The sequence below is a fragment of the Paraclostridium tenue genome (assembly GCF_039521565.1).
Classification (GTDB): Bacteria; Bacillota; Clostridia; order Peptostreptococcales; family Peptostreptococcaceae; genus Paraclostridium; species Paraclostridium tenue.
Map to the genome: position 1 here is coordinate 1 of NZ_BAAACP010000015.1, position 15170 is coordinate 15170.

Consider the following 15170-nt stretch of genomic DNA (forward strand, 5'->3'; position numbering starts at 1 on the left):
GCTTTTGTTTCTTGGTAATAGTAATTTCCATATGCTAAATTATTGAATACTACTTTACCATCTTTACCTGTTACTGCCTTTGCTACTTCTTTTTTATTTAAATCAAATATTGTAAATTCTGTTCCTTCTAATACTTTCTTAGCATCCTTTGAATCTACCTTCGTTATTTCTATACTTCCAACTATCTTATCATTAACTGCAGTTTTTTCTATTACTTGATTATTTGTAGCTATTTCAAATGTATACATCTTGTTATCTATCGTATATCCTTCTGGTGCTTTTGTTTCTTGATAATAGTAATTTCCATATCTTAAGTTGTTAAACACTACTTTACCATCTTTATTTGTTACTGCTTTTGATACTTCTTTTTTATTTGAATCAAATATTGTAAATTCTGTTCCTTCTAATACTTTCTTAGCATCTTTTGAATCTACTTTTGTTATTTGTATACTTCCTTTTATCTTTGTATCTACTACTTTTACTGTATTAGTTTTTTCTGATTCAACTACTATATTCTGATTTTTAGCTAAATTGTATCCTTCTGGAGCTTTAACTTCAACTACTTGATAATCACCTTGCTTAACATTATCAAATATTGCTATCCCTTGAGAATTTGTAGTTTTTGTATCTACTACTTTTCCATTTTGTACTAAGTTGAATCTTGCACCTTCTAAAACTTTTCCATCTTCATTTGTTTTGTTTATTACAACTTTTCCTGTCGTTACCATAAGTTCATCCTCTGCAACAACTTTAACTATTTTACTATTTTCTGTAACCTCAAATGTTATAGGTGTACTATCAAGTTTATAACCTTTAGGTGCTACCTTTTCAACTAATTTATAATTACCATAAGGTAGTTCTAACTCTACAGGACTATTTGATGAAGTAATGATATCTTTAACAACTTGTCCATAAACATCCTTTACTGGATTACCATTTGAATCAGTAAGTGAGTAAACTGCACCTGATAACATTTTTTGAGTCTTGTCACCTTTTTCAATTTTTATTATTTCAACTCTTGGACTCTTTATAGTTACAACTTCATCAGTTGGATTTCCATTTACGTAAGCAGTATTTGAAACTGCCTCTCCTGTTCCAACTTCTTTCATATTAGCTTGAATAGTAATATATGCATCATCTCCTGGATTTATATCCGCCTTATCATTAACTGCATTTAATTCTTTTGTTTGATCATTATATGTAACAGTAAACTGCCCTGTTTGATCTATCTTAATATCAGTCAGCCTCGAATCTAATTTGTCTTTCACATGCATTGTATTCTTTAAAAAGTGTCCTGCTGAATCAAATGCTATTTTATATTCTATGTTTTGATCCTTTTCATCATTAGTTATATTAGTTTTATTTACAGTTTTATAGACATTTATAGCCCCTGCTCCTGCTGCTAACTTAACTGTAGCACTAGAATCATTATTTTTCCCATTATATGTTAATTTTGCTTTATTTACATATCTAATGTCTTTTGGAGGATTTGGTAATATCAAAGTATTATAATTAACAGAATAGCTATCATTATATATATCCCCAAGATCTATTTTTAGAGAATCTTTTTCAGCTATAAGTTTTCCAAATTTTAAAAGATCATTAGTTATATCTCTATCTACTCCACTTTCATAGTCATGTTGAATTATACTTATACTATTTTTATCTAAAACCATTCCCTCTGGAATTTGGTCCTCAAAGTAAGCATCACCCATTTGTCCGTTTTGATCTCTATTTATTTCTACATAGTATCTAACTGGTTTATTTATATCTGTTATAAGCCCTTCTCCCTTAGAGTCTCGTGGTAAATATGAACCTTTGTACATAAGTGGATTTGATCCTCCACCTGTTGATTCTTCTCTACCTTCACCTGTTAATGTAACAGTTTCTGTATCTCCATTAGTATTTATAACAATAGGGTATTCTCCATCTTTAATATTTTTATCACCAACCATTGTTACACTTAAATATCCCTCTAATGCATTTTTTATATTATCATTAAATATTAACTTTAATACTCCAGTATTAGGATTATATTCTTGCCCTGAAAAATGCTTATCTGAACATACTGGGTTAACATCTCTAAAGATCTTAGGCAGTGTTATAGTAATACTATCTCCTGGGGTAATTTTGCTTGGATCTTTAATTTTATAATCAATTCTGAAAGTTTTAATCATACCTGCTCTTACAGTATAATCATCAAATGTTGCACTTGTTATTTCAACTGAAGGACTATTAGATACATCTTCAGCATATACCATTATCCCTGGTGAAATAAGATTTAAAATCATACTAAACACAAACACTAAACTTAATATTGCCTTATTTTTTCCTTTTCTCAAATGATCACCTCTTTTTTTCAATAAAAAAAGCTATACTTACATGTTTGTAAATATAGCCGGTTGCATCACTAACTCCATATATCCCAGATGCCCACATACAGAATATACTTCTTCGTTTCTTGTTTATTAAATTTTAGAACAAAAAAGGCTATACCTACAGTTTGTAAATATAGCCGGTTGCATCACTAACTCCATATATTCCAGATGCCCACATACAGAATATACTTCTTCGTTTCTTATTTGTTAAATTTTAGAACAAAAAAAGCTATATCTACAATTTGTAAATATAGCCGGTTGCATCACTAACTCCATATATTCCAGATGCCCACATACAGAATATACTTCTTCATTTCTTATTTATTTAATTTTACTAAAATAGTTTATCAAATTTCGACACTATTTTCAATATTATTATTAATTTACTTATAAATCTAACAATTAGAATTATCTCTTCTTACTTTAACTAATTTTTTCTTTATACTTATTTCTTTATATTTTTTTAAAAACATTTCACCTTTATGATTTAATAAGTCAACATAAGAGCATAAGTCACAAACTTCTATAACACCTATATCTTCATTATTTATGCCTTCAATATTACTAAAAGTCCCAACAATATCTAAAACTCTTATTTTCTTCTTTTTACCTGCATTTAAGTATATTCTAGTTACTTCACTATGAACTTTTTTATCTTTCTTTTTTACCTTCTTGTTATTTAATAATATACTTGAAGCTTTCTCAAACTTAGCTTTTCCTTTTGTTATATCTTCACTACTTAATTCATTAATAATGTTTATTTCATGACCAGTATATTTTATTATCTCATCTATATATTTTTTATCTTTTTCATTAACCATAGTTATAGCTTTTCCATACTTATCTTTTCTTCCTGTTCTTCCTATTCTATGTATATAATTTTCTTTATCTGTAGGAACATCGTAATTTATAACTAAAGATACATCATCTATATGTATTCCTCTACTTGCTACATCTGTACTAACTAAAATATTATACTTACCTTCTTTAAAATCTTTGATTACAAATATACGCTTTTCTTGAGACATATCTCCATGAAGTTGTTCAACTAAAAAGTTGTCTTTTTTCATCTTGTTGTATAATTTAGTTACTCTATCTTTAGTATTTAAAAATACTATAGTAGTTTTGGGATTATGATAATATATTATATTTTTTAATGAATTATATTTTTCTTCTTCTTTTAAATAAACTAGCTTTTCTTCTATTTGTTTTTTATCTAGTTCTTCATCATTTTCAATTTCTATCATACTGTGATTTATCATATATTTATTGTATATATATGATATATCTTTATCTATAGTTGCTGAAAATAATCCTATGGCAGTCTCTTTAGGTATGTTATTAAATATAAACTCCATATCATCTATAAATCCTTTATTAAGCATTTTATCAGCTTCATCTATTATAAAATAATTTATATTATCTAAGTTTATACTACCTCTATTTATATGATCTATTACTCTTCCAGGTGTAGCAACTACTACATGAACTCTTTGTTTTAGTTCATTTATTTGCTCTTTTATAGGTTGTCTTCCAAATATTGCACTACATCTAATTTTTTTTAGTCTTCCAATATTAGATATTTCTTCTTTTACTTGTATAGCTAATTCTCTTGTTGGTACAATTATCAATGCTTGTAGATTTTTATTGTTAATATCTATTTTTTCACATATTGGTATTCCAAAACTTGCAGTTTTCCCACTACCAGTTTTTGATTTAACAACTATATTTTCTTTATTTAAAAGTTTTGGAATTGATTCACATTGAACTTTAGACGGAATATTATACTCAAGATTATAAATGGCTTTTATTATATCTTTATCTAAATTAAAATCTTTAAAATTATTAATCATTACTACCACCTTACTTATCTAAATTAAAATTTTTATAGCTATTTATTATATCATATCTTTAAAGTAATAAATCTTTTTTAATATATTAAACTTATTATCTCTTAAATATTTAATTTCATAATATTATATATTCATAAAAAACAACTTTACTTAATAAAATTTAATATAAGTTATTATTTTATATTAAAAATTTTATTATTTTAAAGGAGAATTAAAATTATGTTTGAAATGATAAAACACACTTATAATAATAGATCTATAGCTAGATTGGACTTAGATAACATTATTCACAATCACTTATACCACAATTGCCCTATGGGAAAGGTATCTGCAAATCTTATTTATGATAATTATAATAATGTAGTTGGAAAAGTTGATGAAAATGGACTTATATATTCTAACCTAGACTCAAATCCTATAGGAAAAGTTTTAGACAATGGATTTATATATAAAAACAATGATTTAGTTGGAAAAATTAAATATCCTAAAACATTATCTCCTTACTTAGCTGGAGCTTCATATTTATTATTAATCCATGAAAATAGATAATAAAAAAGATGACTAATATAAACTAGTCATCTTTTTTATTATTAAATTTATTGATATTGTTTTTTTAATATATTTTTAAACTCAAAAAATTCAAGTGGTTTAAAATACACATATCCTTGTATCATATCACAATTAAATTGTTTTAATATATTTACTTGCTTATTATTTTCTACACCTTCACAAACTACTTTAAAATTAAACTTTTTAGCTAATCTAATTATGGTTTTTACAAATATAAAAGTTTTTTTATTTTCCTCTAAATCTATTATCATGCTTCTATCCAATTTTAATATATCTATATCTATTAATTTTAAATTTGATAATGTAGAAGTGCCTGTTCCAAAATCATCCATAGAAACTTTTATTCCTAATTTTTTAATTTGATATATTTTATTATTTATATATTCAATATCATTTAGTGCTGCTGTTTCTGTAATTTCAATTTCTATTAATTCAGGTTCTACATCATATTTTTTAATAGTTTGTTTAATAGATTGAATCAAATCAGCTCTGTATAGTTCTACTCTTGATAAATTCACAGATATTGGAACTACTTTTTCACCTTTTAATTTACATTTTTTTATATCTTTACAAACTTCTTCAAGTACCCATTTTCCTATTAAATTTATGTTTCCATTTTTCTCTGCTATTGGTATAAATACATTTGGACTTATAAATCCTTTTTTATTATGATTCCATCTTATTAATGCCTCTGCCCCAACTATCTTTTCATTATGTATATCTACCTTAGGCTGATATACAACTTTAAATTCTCCTGATTCTAGGCCTTTTTTTAATTCACTTTCAACTATAATTTCTTGATTGATTCTATTTTTTAAAGCTTCATCATATATATAATATGGTTTATTTTTAATCTTTTTTGATTCTATCCTAGCTATATTTGCATTGTCTATAATTTTATCAATTTCTTCATTAGCATTTTCTATTATATAAGCTCCCATGTTTAATTTTAAATTTAAATCACTATTATTTGAGCAAACAATATTTAGATAATCATGTAGTTTCATTAAAAACTTTTCCAAATCTAATTCTTTATCTAATTTAAACATCAAAGCAAATATATTATTAGAAATTCTTCCATGTATATTTTCAAATTTTAAAATAGTTAATTTTTTACTTATATACTTTATAAGATTATCGCCCTCTTCATACCCAAACACATCATTTATAAATTTTAATCTATTTATATCAATTGATACTAAAACATATTTATCGTCACTTTTAGCATTTTTTAGTTTTTCTTTACAATCTATTTTAAACTTTTTTTGATTACTTATGTTAGTTAAACTATCTATATAAGTAGCTTTTCTTAAAGCTTTTTTGTTTTTAATATACTTTTTATAATTATTAACAACATAAAGTAAGGTAAGTATAAGTATTGTAAATAACGATATATTTATTATATTAGTCAAACTTGAAAAAACTTTATTTATAGGTGTTATTGATACTAAATACCAACCATCAGTATTTTCTATATAATTATAATATAAATAAATTCGCTCATTATTAAAAACACCTAGTTTTGGCTTCTTGCAACTTGCGATATTTGTTTTACCTTCTAGGTTTTTACTTTTGTTATATAATATTTTTAGACCTTCTCTATTCCTTTCATCACCAATAATTATATTCCCATATTTATCTACTATATATAAACTTCCTTTATATGAATATATACTTTGTTTTAAGCTTAAAGCTATACCTTCATAATGGGAAAATCCAACTAAGACTCCCTCTATTTTATCGTTAATTTTAAGTGGAATAGAATATATTATACTATCTTTACCATCAATTATACTTTTTGTTGGCTCACTTACATAATTCTTCCCCTTAATGCTTTCTTTAAAATAAGTGCTATTACCTACATATATATCTCCATTTCCATAATTTAAATAACCTTCTTTATTTACAATTCCAATACCTTTAAATGAATTCGAAATATTTGATTTATTAAAAGTATCTAAAAATATTTGTTTTGCTTTTTCCTTACCATATTTATCTATATCATAGTTTATATAAGAATTAAAACTTTCTAATTTAGACATATTATTGTTTATATAGGTAGCAATTCTTGCCTCTACTTGTGTGTTTACTTCTGATATATTAATTGCAATTTCTTCTTTTAAGTTTTTATCTACAATCAAAATAAAACTGATACTTATAAATCCTATTATTATTGTACTTTTTAAACTTTCAATAATATTTTCATTTAAATTTTTAATCATTTTACACCCTTCTGTCTTTATTGCTAGCTTTTTGATTTTAAATTTTGATATTTTTTATTAATCTTTAAATCTAAATCTTTTCACAAAATTTTTTAAAAAGTGTCAATTAGTTAATATTCAAATAAATATACCTTAAATTATCATATTATTTGTATAAGTGTCAATATTTCGAATTTATAGTAAAATTTTTCCTTTTTATTATTTAATACCCATATAACCAAATTTATAAAGTAATTTTTTCATAAAAAAACAAATCCTATTTCTAGGATTTGCTTTTTTTAATTATTTAACTTCTCTAAACTTAAATCTAGTTCTTTTTCCAGGGTTTTCAGCTCTAGCAACAAGTCTCTTGTCATTATCTCTTACTCTTACATAATACCCATTAGGTGCTTTTAATACATATTCTTTTTCATCTATTTTATACATTTTAAACTTAGTTGCTCCTTTTCTATCAGTATCTGCAACTAAGAAATCTCTATTATCAACTCTTATAAAATCTCCACCTGCTTGTCGTATTTTAACTTCATTATCATCTAGCATTATTATTCTAAATATTCCATTTTGATTAACCCTTCTACCTGTTGCATAAAGGTAATCATCATCTCCAACTACTACAAACTCGTCTTCTACTATAGATTTTATATTAACTTTTAATTTATTATTGTCTTCCTCTTGTTTATCTGGGTTTTGTGGAAAATAATACTTTATAAACTCCTCCATCCATGGTGGATATACTATAACCCCATTTTGATCTCTATTTATGTCAAAATTTTTATTCATTATAAACCTCCTATTGTCAATTAAATTTTAAACTTTAATATATATTACGACAATAGGAGGTTAATGGTTCATACTTCCATAATATTTTTACTATCTACAACATTTTTTAAAGCAATATTCACAAAAATTTTCTTTATTATCAAACAAAGCAATTAATATTAACTCTTCTAAAGTTGGATGCCCACATGGTAAACATCCACCTTCAGCTAATGTTCGTATACTCTCTTCTAATCCAGGATGTCCACATGGTAAATCTATTTCTTCTAATAAATTATATAAATACTTACCTAAATATCTATATATGTTATCTCTATTTCTTCTATCTGGACAAGTAGGAAACTTTCTACATTCATTCACTGAATTATTATTACAATTACAGTGAAAATGGCAATGACAACATTTTATATTGCTATTTGATTTATTACAGGATTTATGATTATTACATCCCATAAAACCAACTCCCTTATATTATTTATGGATTTTAATATCCATACATTAACTTATGCACTTAATACCTTTTTTGACACCATTTTATATATTTTGTCAATTTTTTTATTCACTTCCTTATTTTTATAAATAATAGATAATTTCTTTACTCTTTTTGTAGATATATTTTAAGGGTATATCCTAAATTTTAAGACATACCCTTTTATAATTATTACATACTCTAAATTAATTTATATTTATAAAAACTGTAGTTCCAATTCCAAGTTTACTAGTTATACCTATATCAAATCCGTGAGCTATGATAATTTCCTTAGCTATTGCCATTCCAAGTCCTGACCCTTTATGAATTTCTCCTGTATTTGTACCTCTATAATATCTATCAAATATACACTCTAAATCATCCTTACTAATTCCTTTACCATTATCTTTAACAGATATGATAATTTCATTATCAGTTTTGTAATTTATACTTACTATTATACTAACATCTTCATTGTTATGTATCAAAGCATTATAAACAAGATTATTTATAACTCTTTTAAAAAGATTAGAATCAACTTGTTTTTTTATAATATTTTTATTTGTTGTAAATTCAATATTTCTATGTGCGTATTTAGGATCGTTAAGAATTTGTATTATAGAATCTTTAACTATTCTCACTATATTATCTTCACTTTTATTTAAAAATCTATCACTACTTTTTAGTTTCATCGTTAAATTTAAATCATCAACTAATTCTTTAATATATTCTGATTTCTGATTTATTATTAGTCCATAATCTTTAACCTCTTCACTGTCTATTTCATAATCATTATCACTTAAAAGTTCTGCATATCCTTTTATAGATGATAAAGGTGTTTTTATATCATGTGATATATTTGCTATCCATTCCTGTTTTAATTTATCTAATTTATTTCTTTGAGCTTCATTACTTTTTAAAGTATCTGCTAACTTATTTAACTTATTATATACACTTTGATACAGTCCTTTTTCTTTATAATATACATCATATTTTCCTTCTTCTAAATTCTCGACACCTTCTATTATACTTTTCATAGGTTTTGTAAGTCTTTTGCTAAATAAATATCCAAATATTAACGCTATTATTAAATCTATACATAATATAATCCATATTATTTTTATAGCTGTATTTGCTAAATCCATTGAATTAAATGTAAATATATATTTTTGTAAGTCATTTTTGCTAAACCCTAATATGTAAGTGTACTCTTTATTATTTATAAGTTTACTAGATACTAATATATTATCTGTACCTATATCTTTAAAACCTCCGGCATATTTATATCCATTTATAAGTTGTGCTGGAGTATGCTTTTTATCAAGTTTCTCTGGTGCATTATACCTATATAATTCATTTGAGTTTTCATCTAATATTTGTATCCATATATGTTTTTTGTCTAGTATATTTTTCCCTTCTTTATCTACTAAGATTTTATTATTATCTTCATATATATACTTACTAAAATCTCTGGTAAAATTATCTTCTGGTTTTTTTATATCGTTCATTTTATTAAAAATAATCACACTTATTATCCCAGATATATTTAATATAGTAACTATCATAACTACACATATAATACTTACTATATATTTAAAAGTTATTTTCCACTTCATATTAACCTTCCTTTAAAGTTAGTTTGTACCCTAATCCTTTAATATTTTTTATATACTTAGGCTTTGATGGATTATCTTCTATCTTTTCTCTAAGTCTTCTTATATGTACCATTATAGTATTATCAAATCCTATAAAATCTTCTCCCCATACTTCATCACAAAACTTTTCCTTACTTATTATTTGTTCTAAATGTTTTGCCATATATAAAAACATTTTAAATTCTTTCGCTTTAAGTGCTATAGTTTCTCCATTTTTTTTAACTTCTATACGCTCTTCATCTATTTCAAATGGCCCAAAAACTAATTTATCACTTTTAGGCTCTTCCTTTACAGAATTTAATATTATGTTTTTCTTTAAGTTCAACTTAATTCTAAGCGCTACTTCTTTTGGGCTAAACGGTTTAGTGATATAATCATCTGCTCCTAATGCTAATCCTAAAACTCTATCCATTTCCTCAGTTTTAGCTGATAAAAATAAAACTGGTACTTGAGATATTTGTCTTATTTCTTTAAATACATCGTAACCTTCTTTATCTGGTAACATTATGTCTAATACTACAATATCTATTTCTTTATCTTTAAATATTTTTAAAGCTTCATTTCCTGTTTCTGCTGTATATATATTTTTAAATCCTTCTTTTTTCAGTACTGTACTTAATAACTTTAATATATCTGCTTCATCATCTACTAATAATATATTTTTTTCTTTTATCGTATTTTCCATATTGATCTCCTATCTTTACTAATATACTTAGTCGATAATTTTCATTTTAAATTTATAGCTAATATTGTATCCAAAATATAAATTTTTTACAAATTACATTATAATAAGCTATACAAAAAAACGAATGAAACATAGTAAATTGTAAAAACATTTAACTATAAAACATTCGTTTTTGTTTAATTATTTATTTAAAACTTTTTTAAATACATATATATTTGAAACAATACCTATTATAAGTATAACTATTAATCCTATATATCCTGCATTTACTACACCTATACTTTTTCCAAATATATTTATATCTCCAAGATAATTTCCTATAAACATTTGAGGATTCATAATTATATCTATATAATTTGAACATCCAACTACTGATAATAAGTTTTTTGGTAAAAATTTAAGTGATGCTATTATCTTACCTATTACTATAAATACAGTTACAGATACTATAGATTCTACTGAATTATTTGTTATAAAAGAAAATAAACTTGCAAATACTCCGACACTAACAAATACAATCATCATAGTTAATATATTTACCATAGTGTATGCATATATAGTTATAGGTTTTAATAAACTAAATGTATCGACTATTCTATATGCTTGTAAATCCCCATTAATTGGCTGACCATATTGTATACTAGTTATAACTCCAATTCCTAAAATATAAACTAAATATATAACTATAGGCGCTATAATAGATAAAGTTAACTTCGAAAACAATGCTTTATATTTATTCTTGCCTGATAATATTATAGAATCTACATTAGATAATTTTTCATCTGTGTAAATATTAGAAAATATATATATACAGATACCAACTATAACAAACCCTGAAAAAGCATTATTTATTCTAAAGTTAAATACTTTGTAAAAACTTATATCTTTATAATTTTTTCCATTATCTTTTTTAAGCTTTTCACTGGCCATGTTTGCCATTTTTTTACTCGTATCATCTAATTTATCGCTTTTATTAGCTCTATCTAAAGTTTTAAGTTCTGTAACTTTATTTTCTAGTTTTTCATTAGCTATTACATCTTTTGCTCTATTATCTTGAACATAATTCCCATTTTTATCAAAATAATTATTTTCTGTTTCTAAATCTGGCTTGAAAAAACTCATTACAGAACATAAAAGTATAAGTATTATACTTGATATTATTATTGATTTATTTTTAAATAGTTTTTTAATTTCCCATCTAATCATCTTTTTCCTCCTAAATAGCTTGCATAAAATTATCTATCTTTCTTTTGAAAAGCCTTTATCTGCAAGCTTATAAAGAACAAAACTTCCTACAGTACTTAAAATTATGAATACTACAAATCCTAATATACCTACTTTGTATCTTATAATTTCTGAACTATACATTCCCCATAAAGGAGTAAATCCACCTATTTTGCTGTGAATAAAATATGGTATACCCATTATTAATCCACCTACAAAAAATGGTACTACAGCTTTATTACTTACAGATGATAACCAAAGTCCAAGCTGTGCAAAGAAGAAAGACCCTAGTATAACAGTTAAACAAGTTATCATTAACATCTGTAAAACAGTTATATTTGAACCACTATTTCCAAAGTATCCGATATTTTTTATAGCCATATCTAATCCTTTAAAATTATTTCCTGATATTATCTTAAAACTCATAACAATTAATATAGATAAATTTACTATACTTGTAGCTATTGTATATGCTATAGATTTTGCTAAAACTAACCTATTCTTACCATTTTTAGTAGACTTTATTATAGAATCCATATTAGAACTATACTCTAAAACAAAACTTCCTGAAAACATACTAAACATTAATATTCCCATTAAAGGAGCTAGTCCATAATATTTAATAAATAAATCTGCATAGCTATCTGCTACCGTAAAGTTTCTAACGCTTACATATCCTAAGAATAAAGCAAATACCCAAGATATAATTAATCCTTTTTTATTAAATATTTTTTTTAATTCTAAATTTATAATATTTGTCATTTTTATACCTCCCTAGAATCCTCTAAATCAAAATAAAACATATAAACATCTTCAAATCTAGGTTCTATATTTTTTGCATTAAAGTCTTTTATTTCTTTATCACTTATAACTCTAAGTTCTATATCCTCTACACCACGTTGTATACTAACAACCTTATATTTATTTTGTATATTAAATACTTCTCTTTCATCTTTAACTGTTATACTATATACTTTTCCACTCATATCATTTAAAATTTCCCTATGAGTTCCTTGTAATAATACCTTACCATCTTTAATCATTATAGTTTCTTTAGCTACAGATTCTATATCTGATATTATATGAGTTGATAATATAACTATAGTTTCCTTACCTATTTGAGATAATAAATTTCTAAACCTAGCTCTTTCTTGAGGGTCTAATCCTGCTGTTGGCTCATCTAATATAAGTACTTTAGGGTCATTTAAAAGTGCTTGTGCTATACCAACTCTTCTTTTCATACCACCTGAAAACTTTGATATATATTTATTTTTAACTTCTTGAAGCCCTACTAATTTTAATAATTTTTCAGTTTTTTCCTTAGCTTCACTTTTGCTCATTCCTTTTAGTGCTCCTATATATAATAAAAAATCTTTTGCGCTAAAGTTTTTATAAGCATCAAAATCTTGTGGTAAATATCCGACAACTGCTCTATATTCATCATCTAATGAATTTATATCTTTCCCGTTATATAATATTTTTCCGCTTGTTGGCTGCTTTAAAGTTGCTATTTGCTTCATTAAAGTAGTTTTTCCTGCTCCATTAGGACCAAGCAACCCATATACTCCACTTTCTAATGTTAAATTTATATTTTCATTCGCATTTTTATGCTTATATGATTTTGTTAAGTTTATAATTTCTAGCTTATTCATAATTACCTCCATTTGTTTTCCTCGTTGTTATGACTAAATTATATGGATGTAATCTTACTTTATTATAAACTCAATCTTAAATAATCCTTAAATAACTTAATAATATTGTTAATATAATAAAAAGCTGTATAAATATTGGATTTTCCCAAGTACTTATACAGCTTTTTATTATATTATTTAACTATATTAAATGCACATCCATCTATATTTTTCATATCTATATCAAATATCTTCATTATAGTTGGAGCTTCATCTACTAAATTTCCACCATTTATAGTTATATTTTCTTTTATATTAGGTCCTTTAGCTATAAATGGTGGCTTATCTCCCTTGTGAGGAAGATGCCCATGAGTGGCTAAACAATACTTGTAATTACTATTATCAGTTTCTTTTGTTATTTCTCCAGTTACATCATTACTAAAGGCTATACCTTCTTTTCCCTCTATAACAAAGTCTGCATCACAATCTAATCTGTGATTATTTTTTAATTCATTTTTATCAAATATACTTTCTATACCAAAAGTTTCATCATCTTTCATATCTTTAAGTATATTTTTAACTTTATCTATGTAAGTTGTGTCTTTTACTATAACATGACTAGATATTCCAGCTGACTTAAATATAGCTTTATAATCAGTTATATTTCCATCTTTATCTACACTTATTAATCCTTTATCTTTAAATACTATGTTTGGACTTATTAATTTTTTAACTTCTAATTGGCCATGGTCTCCAAGTATTATAAAATTTGTTTTATCATATACACTTGCTTCTTTTAAAGAATTTATAATTCTTCCTAGCCACTTATCATAAGTCTTAAATGAATTAATAACGTTCTCATGATAAAGTCCATATTGATGTCTTGTATGATCTAAGTAAGCTAAATGTATAAGAATTAAATCTGGCTTATATTCTTTTATTATATCTTCTGCACAACAAACTCCAAATTCATCTAAGTAAGGTTCTTTATTCCAATTTATAATATGAGAGTATTTAGGATATATTTTTTCCATAAGGTGTTTACTACAACTATTTATATAAACTTCTATTGGGTCTTCTCCTTCATTTTTAGTCCATATTTCAGCTATATTGTGATCTGAATTACATCCTCCTGTAACTGGCCACAATATAGTAGAAGTTGTTATATTATTTTTCTTAGCTATATCTATTATAGAATCACATTTTATATCTTTACTATACCAATACCACTCTGGCATTTTTACATTTAATTCTAACTTTTCATTATGACTTATATTATGCTTATCTGGATACACCCCAGTTACTATAGTTGTATGACATGGATATGTTAGTGTTGGATATATACAATTTATATCTTTTACTATAGATGATCCATCTAATATTTTTTTAAAGTTAGGTAATTCTTCTAAATATTTTATATCTCTAGTAAATAGTGAATCTATCGATATTACTACAACCTTATTCAACTTTACCATCTCCTAATAATTTTTATTAACTGTCTTTATAATATATTAAACTATAATTTTTTAATATTGTATATTCAAATTAAATTTCACTATAATCGCTTTCCCTATTAATTTATCTATTGTTTGTTAATACTAATGATAGCATAAATATTTCAAAAATTTATAGTTATCATAGGTTTAATCATATTAATTAATGATTTCTATATAAATACCAAATTAAATTTAACATGTTTTTAACAA

General features: G+C 24.6%; 12 protein-coding genes and 3 riboswitches. Of the genes, 1 reads left to right on the plus strand and 11 read right to left on the minus strand.

The window, feature by feature from the left end:
• Together ABFX13_RS11440 and ABFX13_RS11445 are read right to left on the minus strand one after the other, a co-directional pair.
• Nucleotides 1–2342: MSCRAMM family protein (locus ABFX13_RS11440; protein ID WP_346046084.1), on the minus strand; the 2342-nt coding region annotated here is incomplete at its 3' end.
• Nucleotides 2343–2387: 45 nt separating this feature from the next.
• Nucleotides 2388–2471, minus strand: a riboswitch (cyclic di-GMP riboswitch).
• 33 nt (nucleotides 2472–2504) lie between these two features.
• Nucleotides 2505–2588: riboswitch (cyclic di-GMP riboswitch) on the minus strand.
• A 33-nt stretch (nucleotides 2589–2621) separates the two neighbouring features.
• Nucleotides 2622–2704, minus strand: a riboswitch (cyclic di-GMP riboswitch).
• A 69-nt stretch (nucleotides 2705–2773) separates the two neighbouring features.
• Nucleotides 2774–4231 carry a DEAD/DEAH box helicase gene (locus ABFX13_RS11445; protein ID WP_346046088.1) on the minus strand — a complete coding sequence of 486 codons (1458 nt, stop codon included), beginning with the start codon at nucleotides 4229–4231 and terminating at the stop codon, nucleotides 2774–2776.
• A 219-nt stretch (nucleotides 4232–4450) separates the two neighbouring features.
• Here ABFX13_RS11445 and ABFX13_RS11450 point away from each other — a divergent pair, with 219 nt between their 5' ends.
• Nucleotides 4451–4780 (plus strand): hypothetical protein, encoded by a 330-nt coding sequence (locus ABFX13_RS11450; protein WP_346046091.1) that lies wholly within the window; start codon nucleotides 4451–4453, stop codon nucleotides 4778–4780.
• Nucleotides 4781–4827: 47 nt separating this feature from the next.
• Here the strand turns inward: ABFX13_RS11450 and ABFX13_RS11455 are convergent, their stop codons facing one another.
• The 9 genes from ABFX13_RS11455 to ABFX13_RS11495 all read right to left on the minus strand — a co-directional run bounded on the left by ABFX13_RS11455 (nucleotide 4828) and on the right by ABFX13_RS11495 (nucleotide 14930).
• Nucleotides 4828–7023, minus strand: coding sequence for a bifunctional diguanylate cyclase/phosphodiesterase (locus ABFX13_RS11455; RefSeq protein ID WP_346046093.1), 2196 nt, complete (start codon nucleotides 7021–7023; stop codon nucleotides 4828–4830).
• A 282-nt stretch (nucleotides 7024–7305) separates the two neighbouring features.
• Nucleotides 7306–7803: a fascin domain-containing protein gene (locus tag ABFX13_RS11460; RefSeq protein WP_346046095.1), complete on the minus strand. Its 498-nt coding sequence runs from the start codon at nucleotides 7801–7803 to the stop codon at nucleotides 7306–7308.
• Nucleotides 7804–7893: 90 nt separating this feature from the next.
• Complete coding sequence (locus ABFX13_RS11465) at nucleotides 7894–8253, minus strand: hypothetical protein (protein ID WP_346046097.1); 360 nt, start codon at nucleotides 8251–8253, stop codon at nucleotides 7894–7896.
• A gap of 222 nt (nucleotides 8254–8475) precedes the next feature.
• A complete protein-coding gene (locus ABFX13_RS11470; RefSeq protein ID WP_346046099.1) occupies nucleotides 8476–9885 on the minus strand; it encodes a sensor histidine kinase in 1410 nt (469 codons plus the stop codon).
• Nucleotide 9886: 1 nt separating this feature from the next.
• Nucleotides 9887–10609, minus strand: coding sequence for a response regulator transcription factor (locus tag ABFX13_RS11475; RefSeq protein WP_346046101.1), 723 nt, complete (start codon nucleotides 10607–10609; stop codon nucleotides 9887–9889).
• A gap of 180 nt (nucleotides 10610–10789) precedes the next feature.
• Nucleotides 10790–11815: a hypothetical protein gene (locus tag ABFX13_RS11480; protein ID WP_346046103.1), complete on the minus strand. Its 1026-nt coding sequence runs from the start codon at nucleotides 11813–11815 to the stop codon at nucleotides 10790–10792.
• Nucleotides 11816–11848: 33 nt separating this feature from the next.
• Nucleotides 11849–12595, minus strand: a complete 747-nt coding sequence (locus ABFX13_RS11485; protein WP_346046105.1) for an ABC transporter permease — start codon at nucleotides 12593–12595, stop codon at nucleotides 11849–11851.
• Between the two features lie 2 nt (nucleotides 12596–12597).
• The gene (locus tag ABFX13_RS11490; RefSeq protein ID WP_346046107.1) at nucleotides 12598–13485 is read right to left on the minus strand and encodes an ABC transporter ATP-binding protein; all 888 of its coding nucleotides are present in this window, start codon (nucleotides 13483–13485) and stop codon (nucleotides 12598–12600) included.
• Between the two features lie 173 nt (nucleotides 13486–13658).
• Nucleotides 13659–14930: an alkaline phosphatase family protein gene (locus ABFX13_RS11495; RefSeq protein WP_346046109.1), complete on the minus strand. Its 1272-nt coding sequence runs from the start codon at nucleotides 14928–14930 to the stop codon at nucleotides 13659–13661.
• Nucleotides 14931–15170 lie beyond the last annotated feature (240 nt).

What these genes read in the sequence shown, in the direction of transcription:
- ABFX13_RS11460 (WP_346046095.1), bottom strand. Translation starts at nt 7,803, where the DNA reads ATGAATAAAAATTTTGACATAAATAGAGATCAAAATGGGGTTATAGTA.
- ABFX13_RS11450 (WP_346046091.1), top strand. Translation starts at nt 4,451, where the DNA reads ATGTTTGAAATGATAAAACACACTTATAATAATAGATCTATAGCTAGA.
- ABFX13_RS11465 (WP_346046097.1), bottom strand. Translation starts at nt 8,253, where the DNA reads ATGGGATGTAATAATCATAAATCCTGTAATAAATCAAATAGCAATATA.
- ABFX13_RS11480 (WP_346046103.1), bottom strand. Translation starts at nt 11,815, where the DNA reads ATGATTAGATGGGAAATTAAAAAACTATTTAAAAATAAATCAATAATA.
- ABFX13_RS11490 (WP_346046107.1), bottom strand. Translation starts at nt 13,485, where the DNA reads ATGAATAAGCTAGAAATTATAAACTTAACAAAATCATATAAGCATAAA.
- ABFX13_RS11455 (WP_346046093.1), bottom strand. Translation starts at nt 7,023, where the DNA reads ATGATTAAAAATTTAAATGAAAATATTATTGAAAGTTTAAAAAGTACA.
- ABFX13_RS11475 (WP_346046101.1), bottom strand. Translation starts at nt 10,609, where the DNA reads ATGGAAAATACGATAAAAGAAAAAAATATATTATTAGTAGATGATGAA.
- ABFX13_RS11485 (WP_346046105.1), bottom strand. Translation starts at nt 12,595, where the DNA reads ATGACAAATATTATAAATTTAGAATTAAAAAAAATATTTAATAAAAAA.
- ABFX13_RS11470 (WP_346046099.1), bottom strand. Translation starts at nt 9,885, where the DNA reads ATGAAGTGGAAAATAACTTTTAAATATATAGTAAGTATTATATGTGTA.
- ABFX13_RS11445 (WP_346046088.1), bottom strand. Translation starts at nt 4,231, where the DNA reads ATGATTAATAATTTTAAAGATTTTAATTTAGATAAAGATATAATAAAA.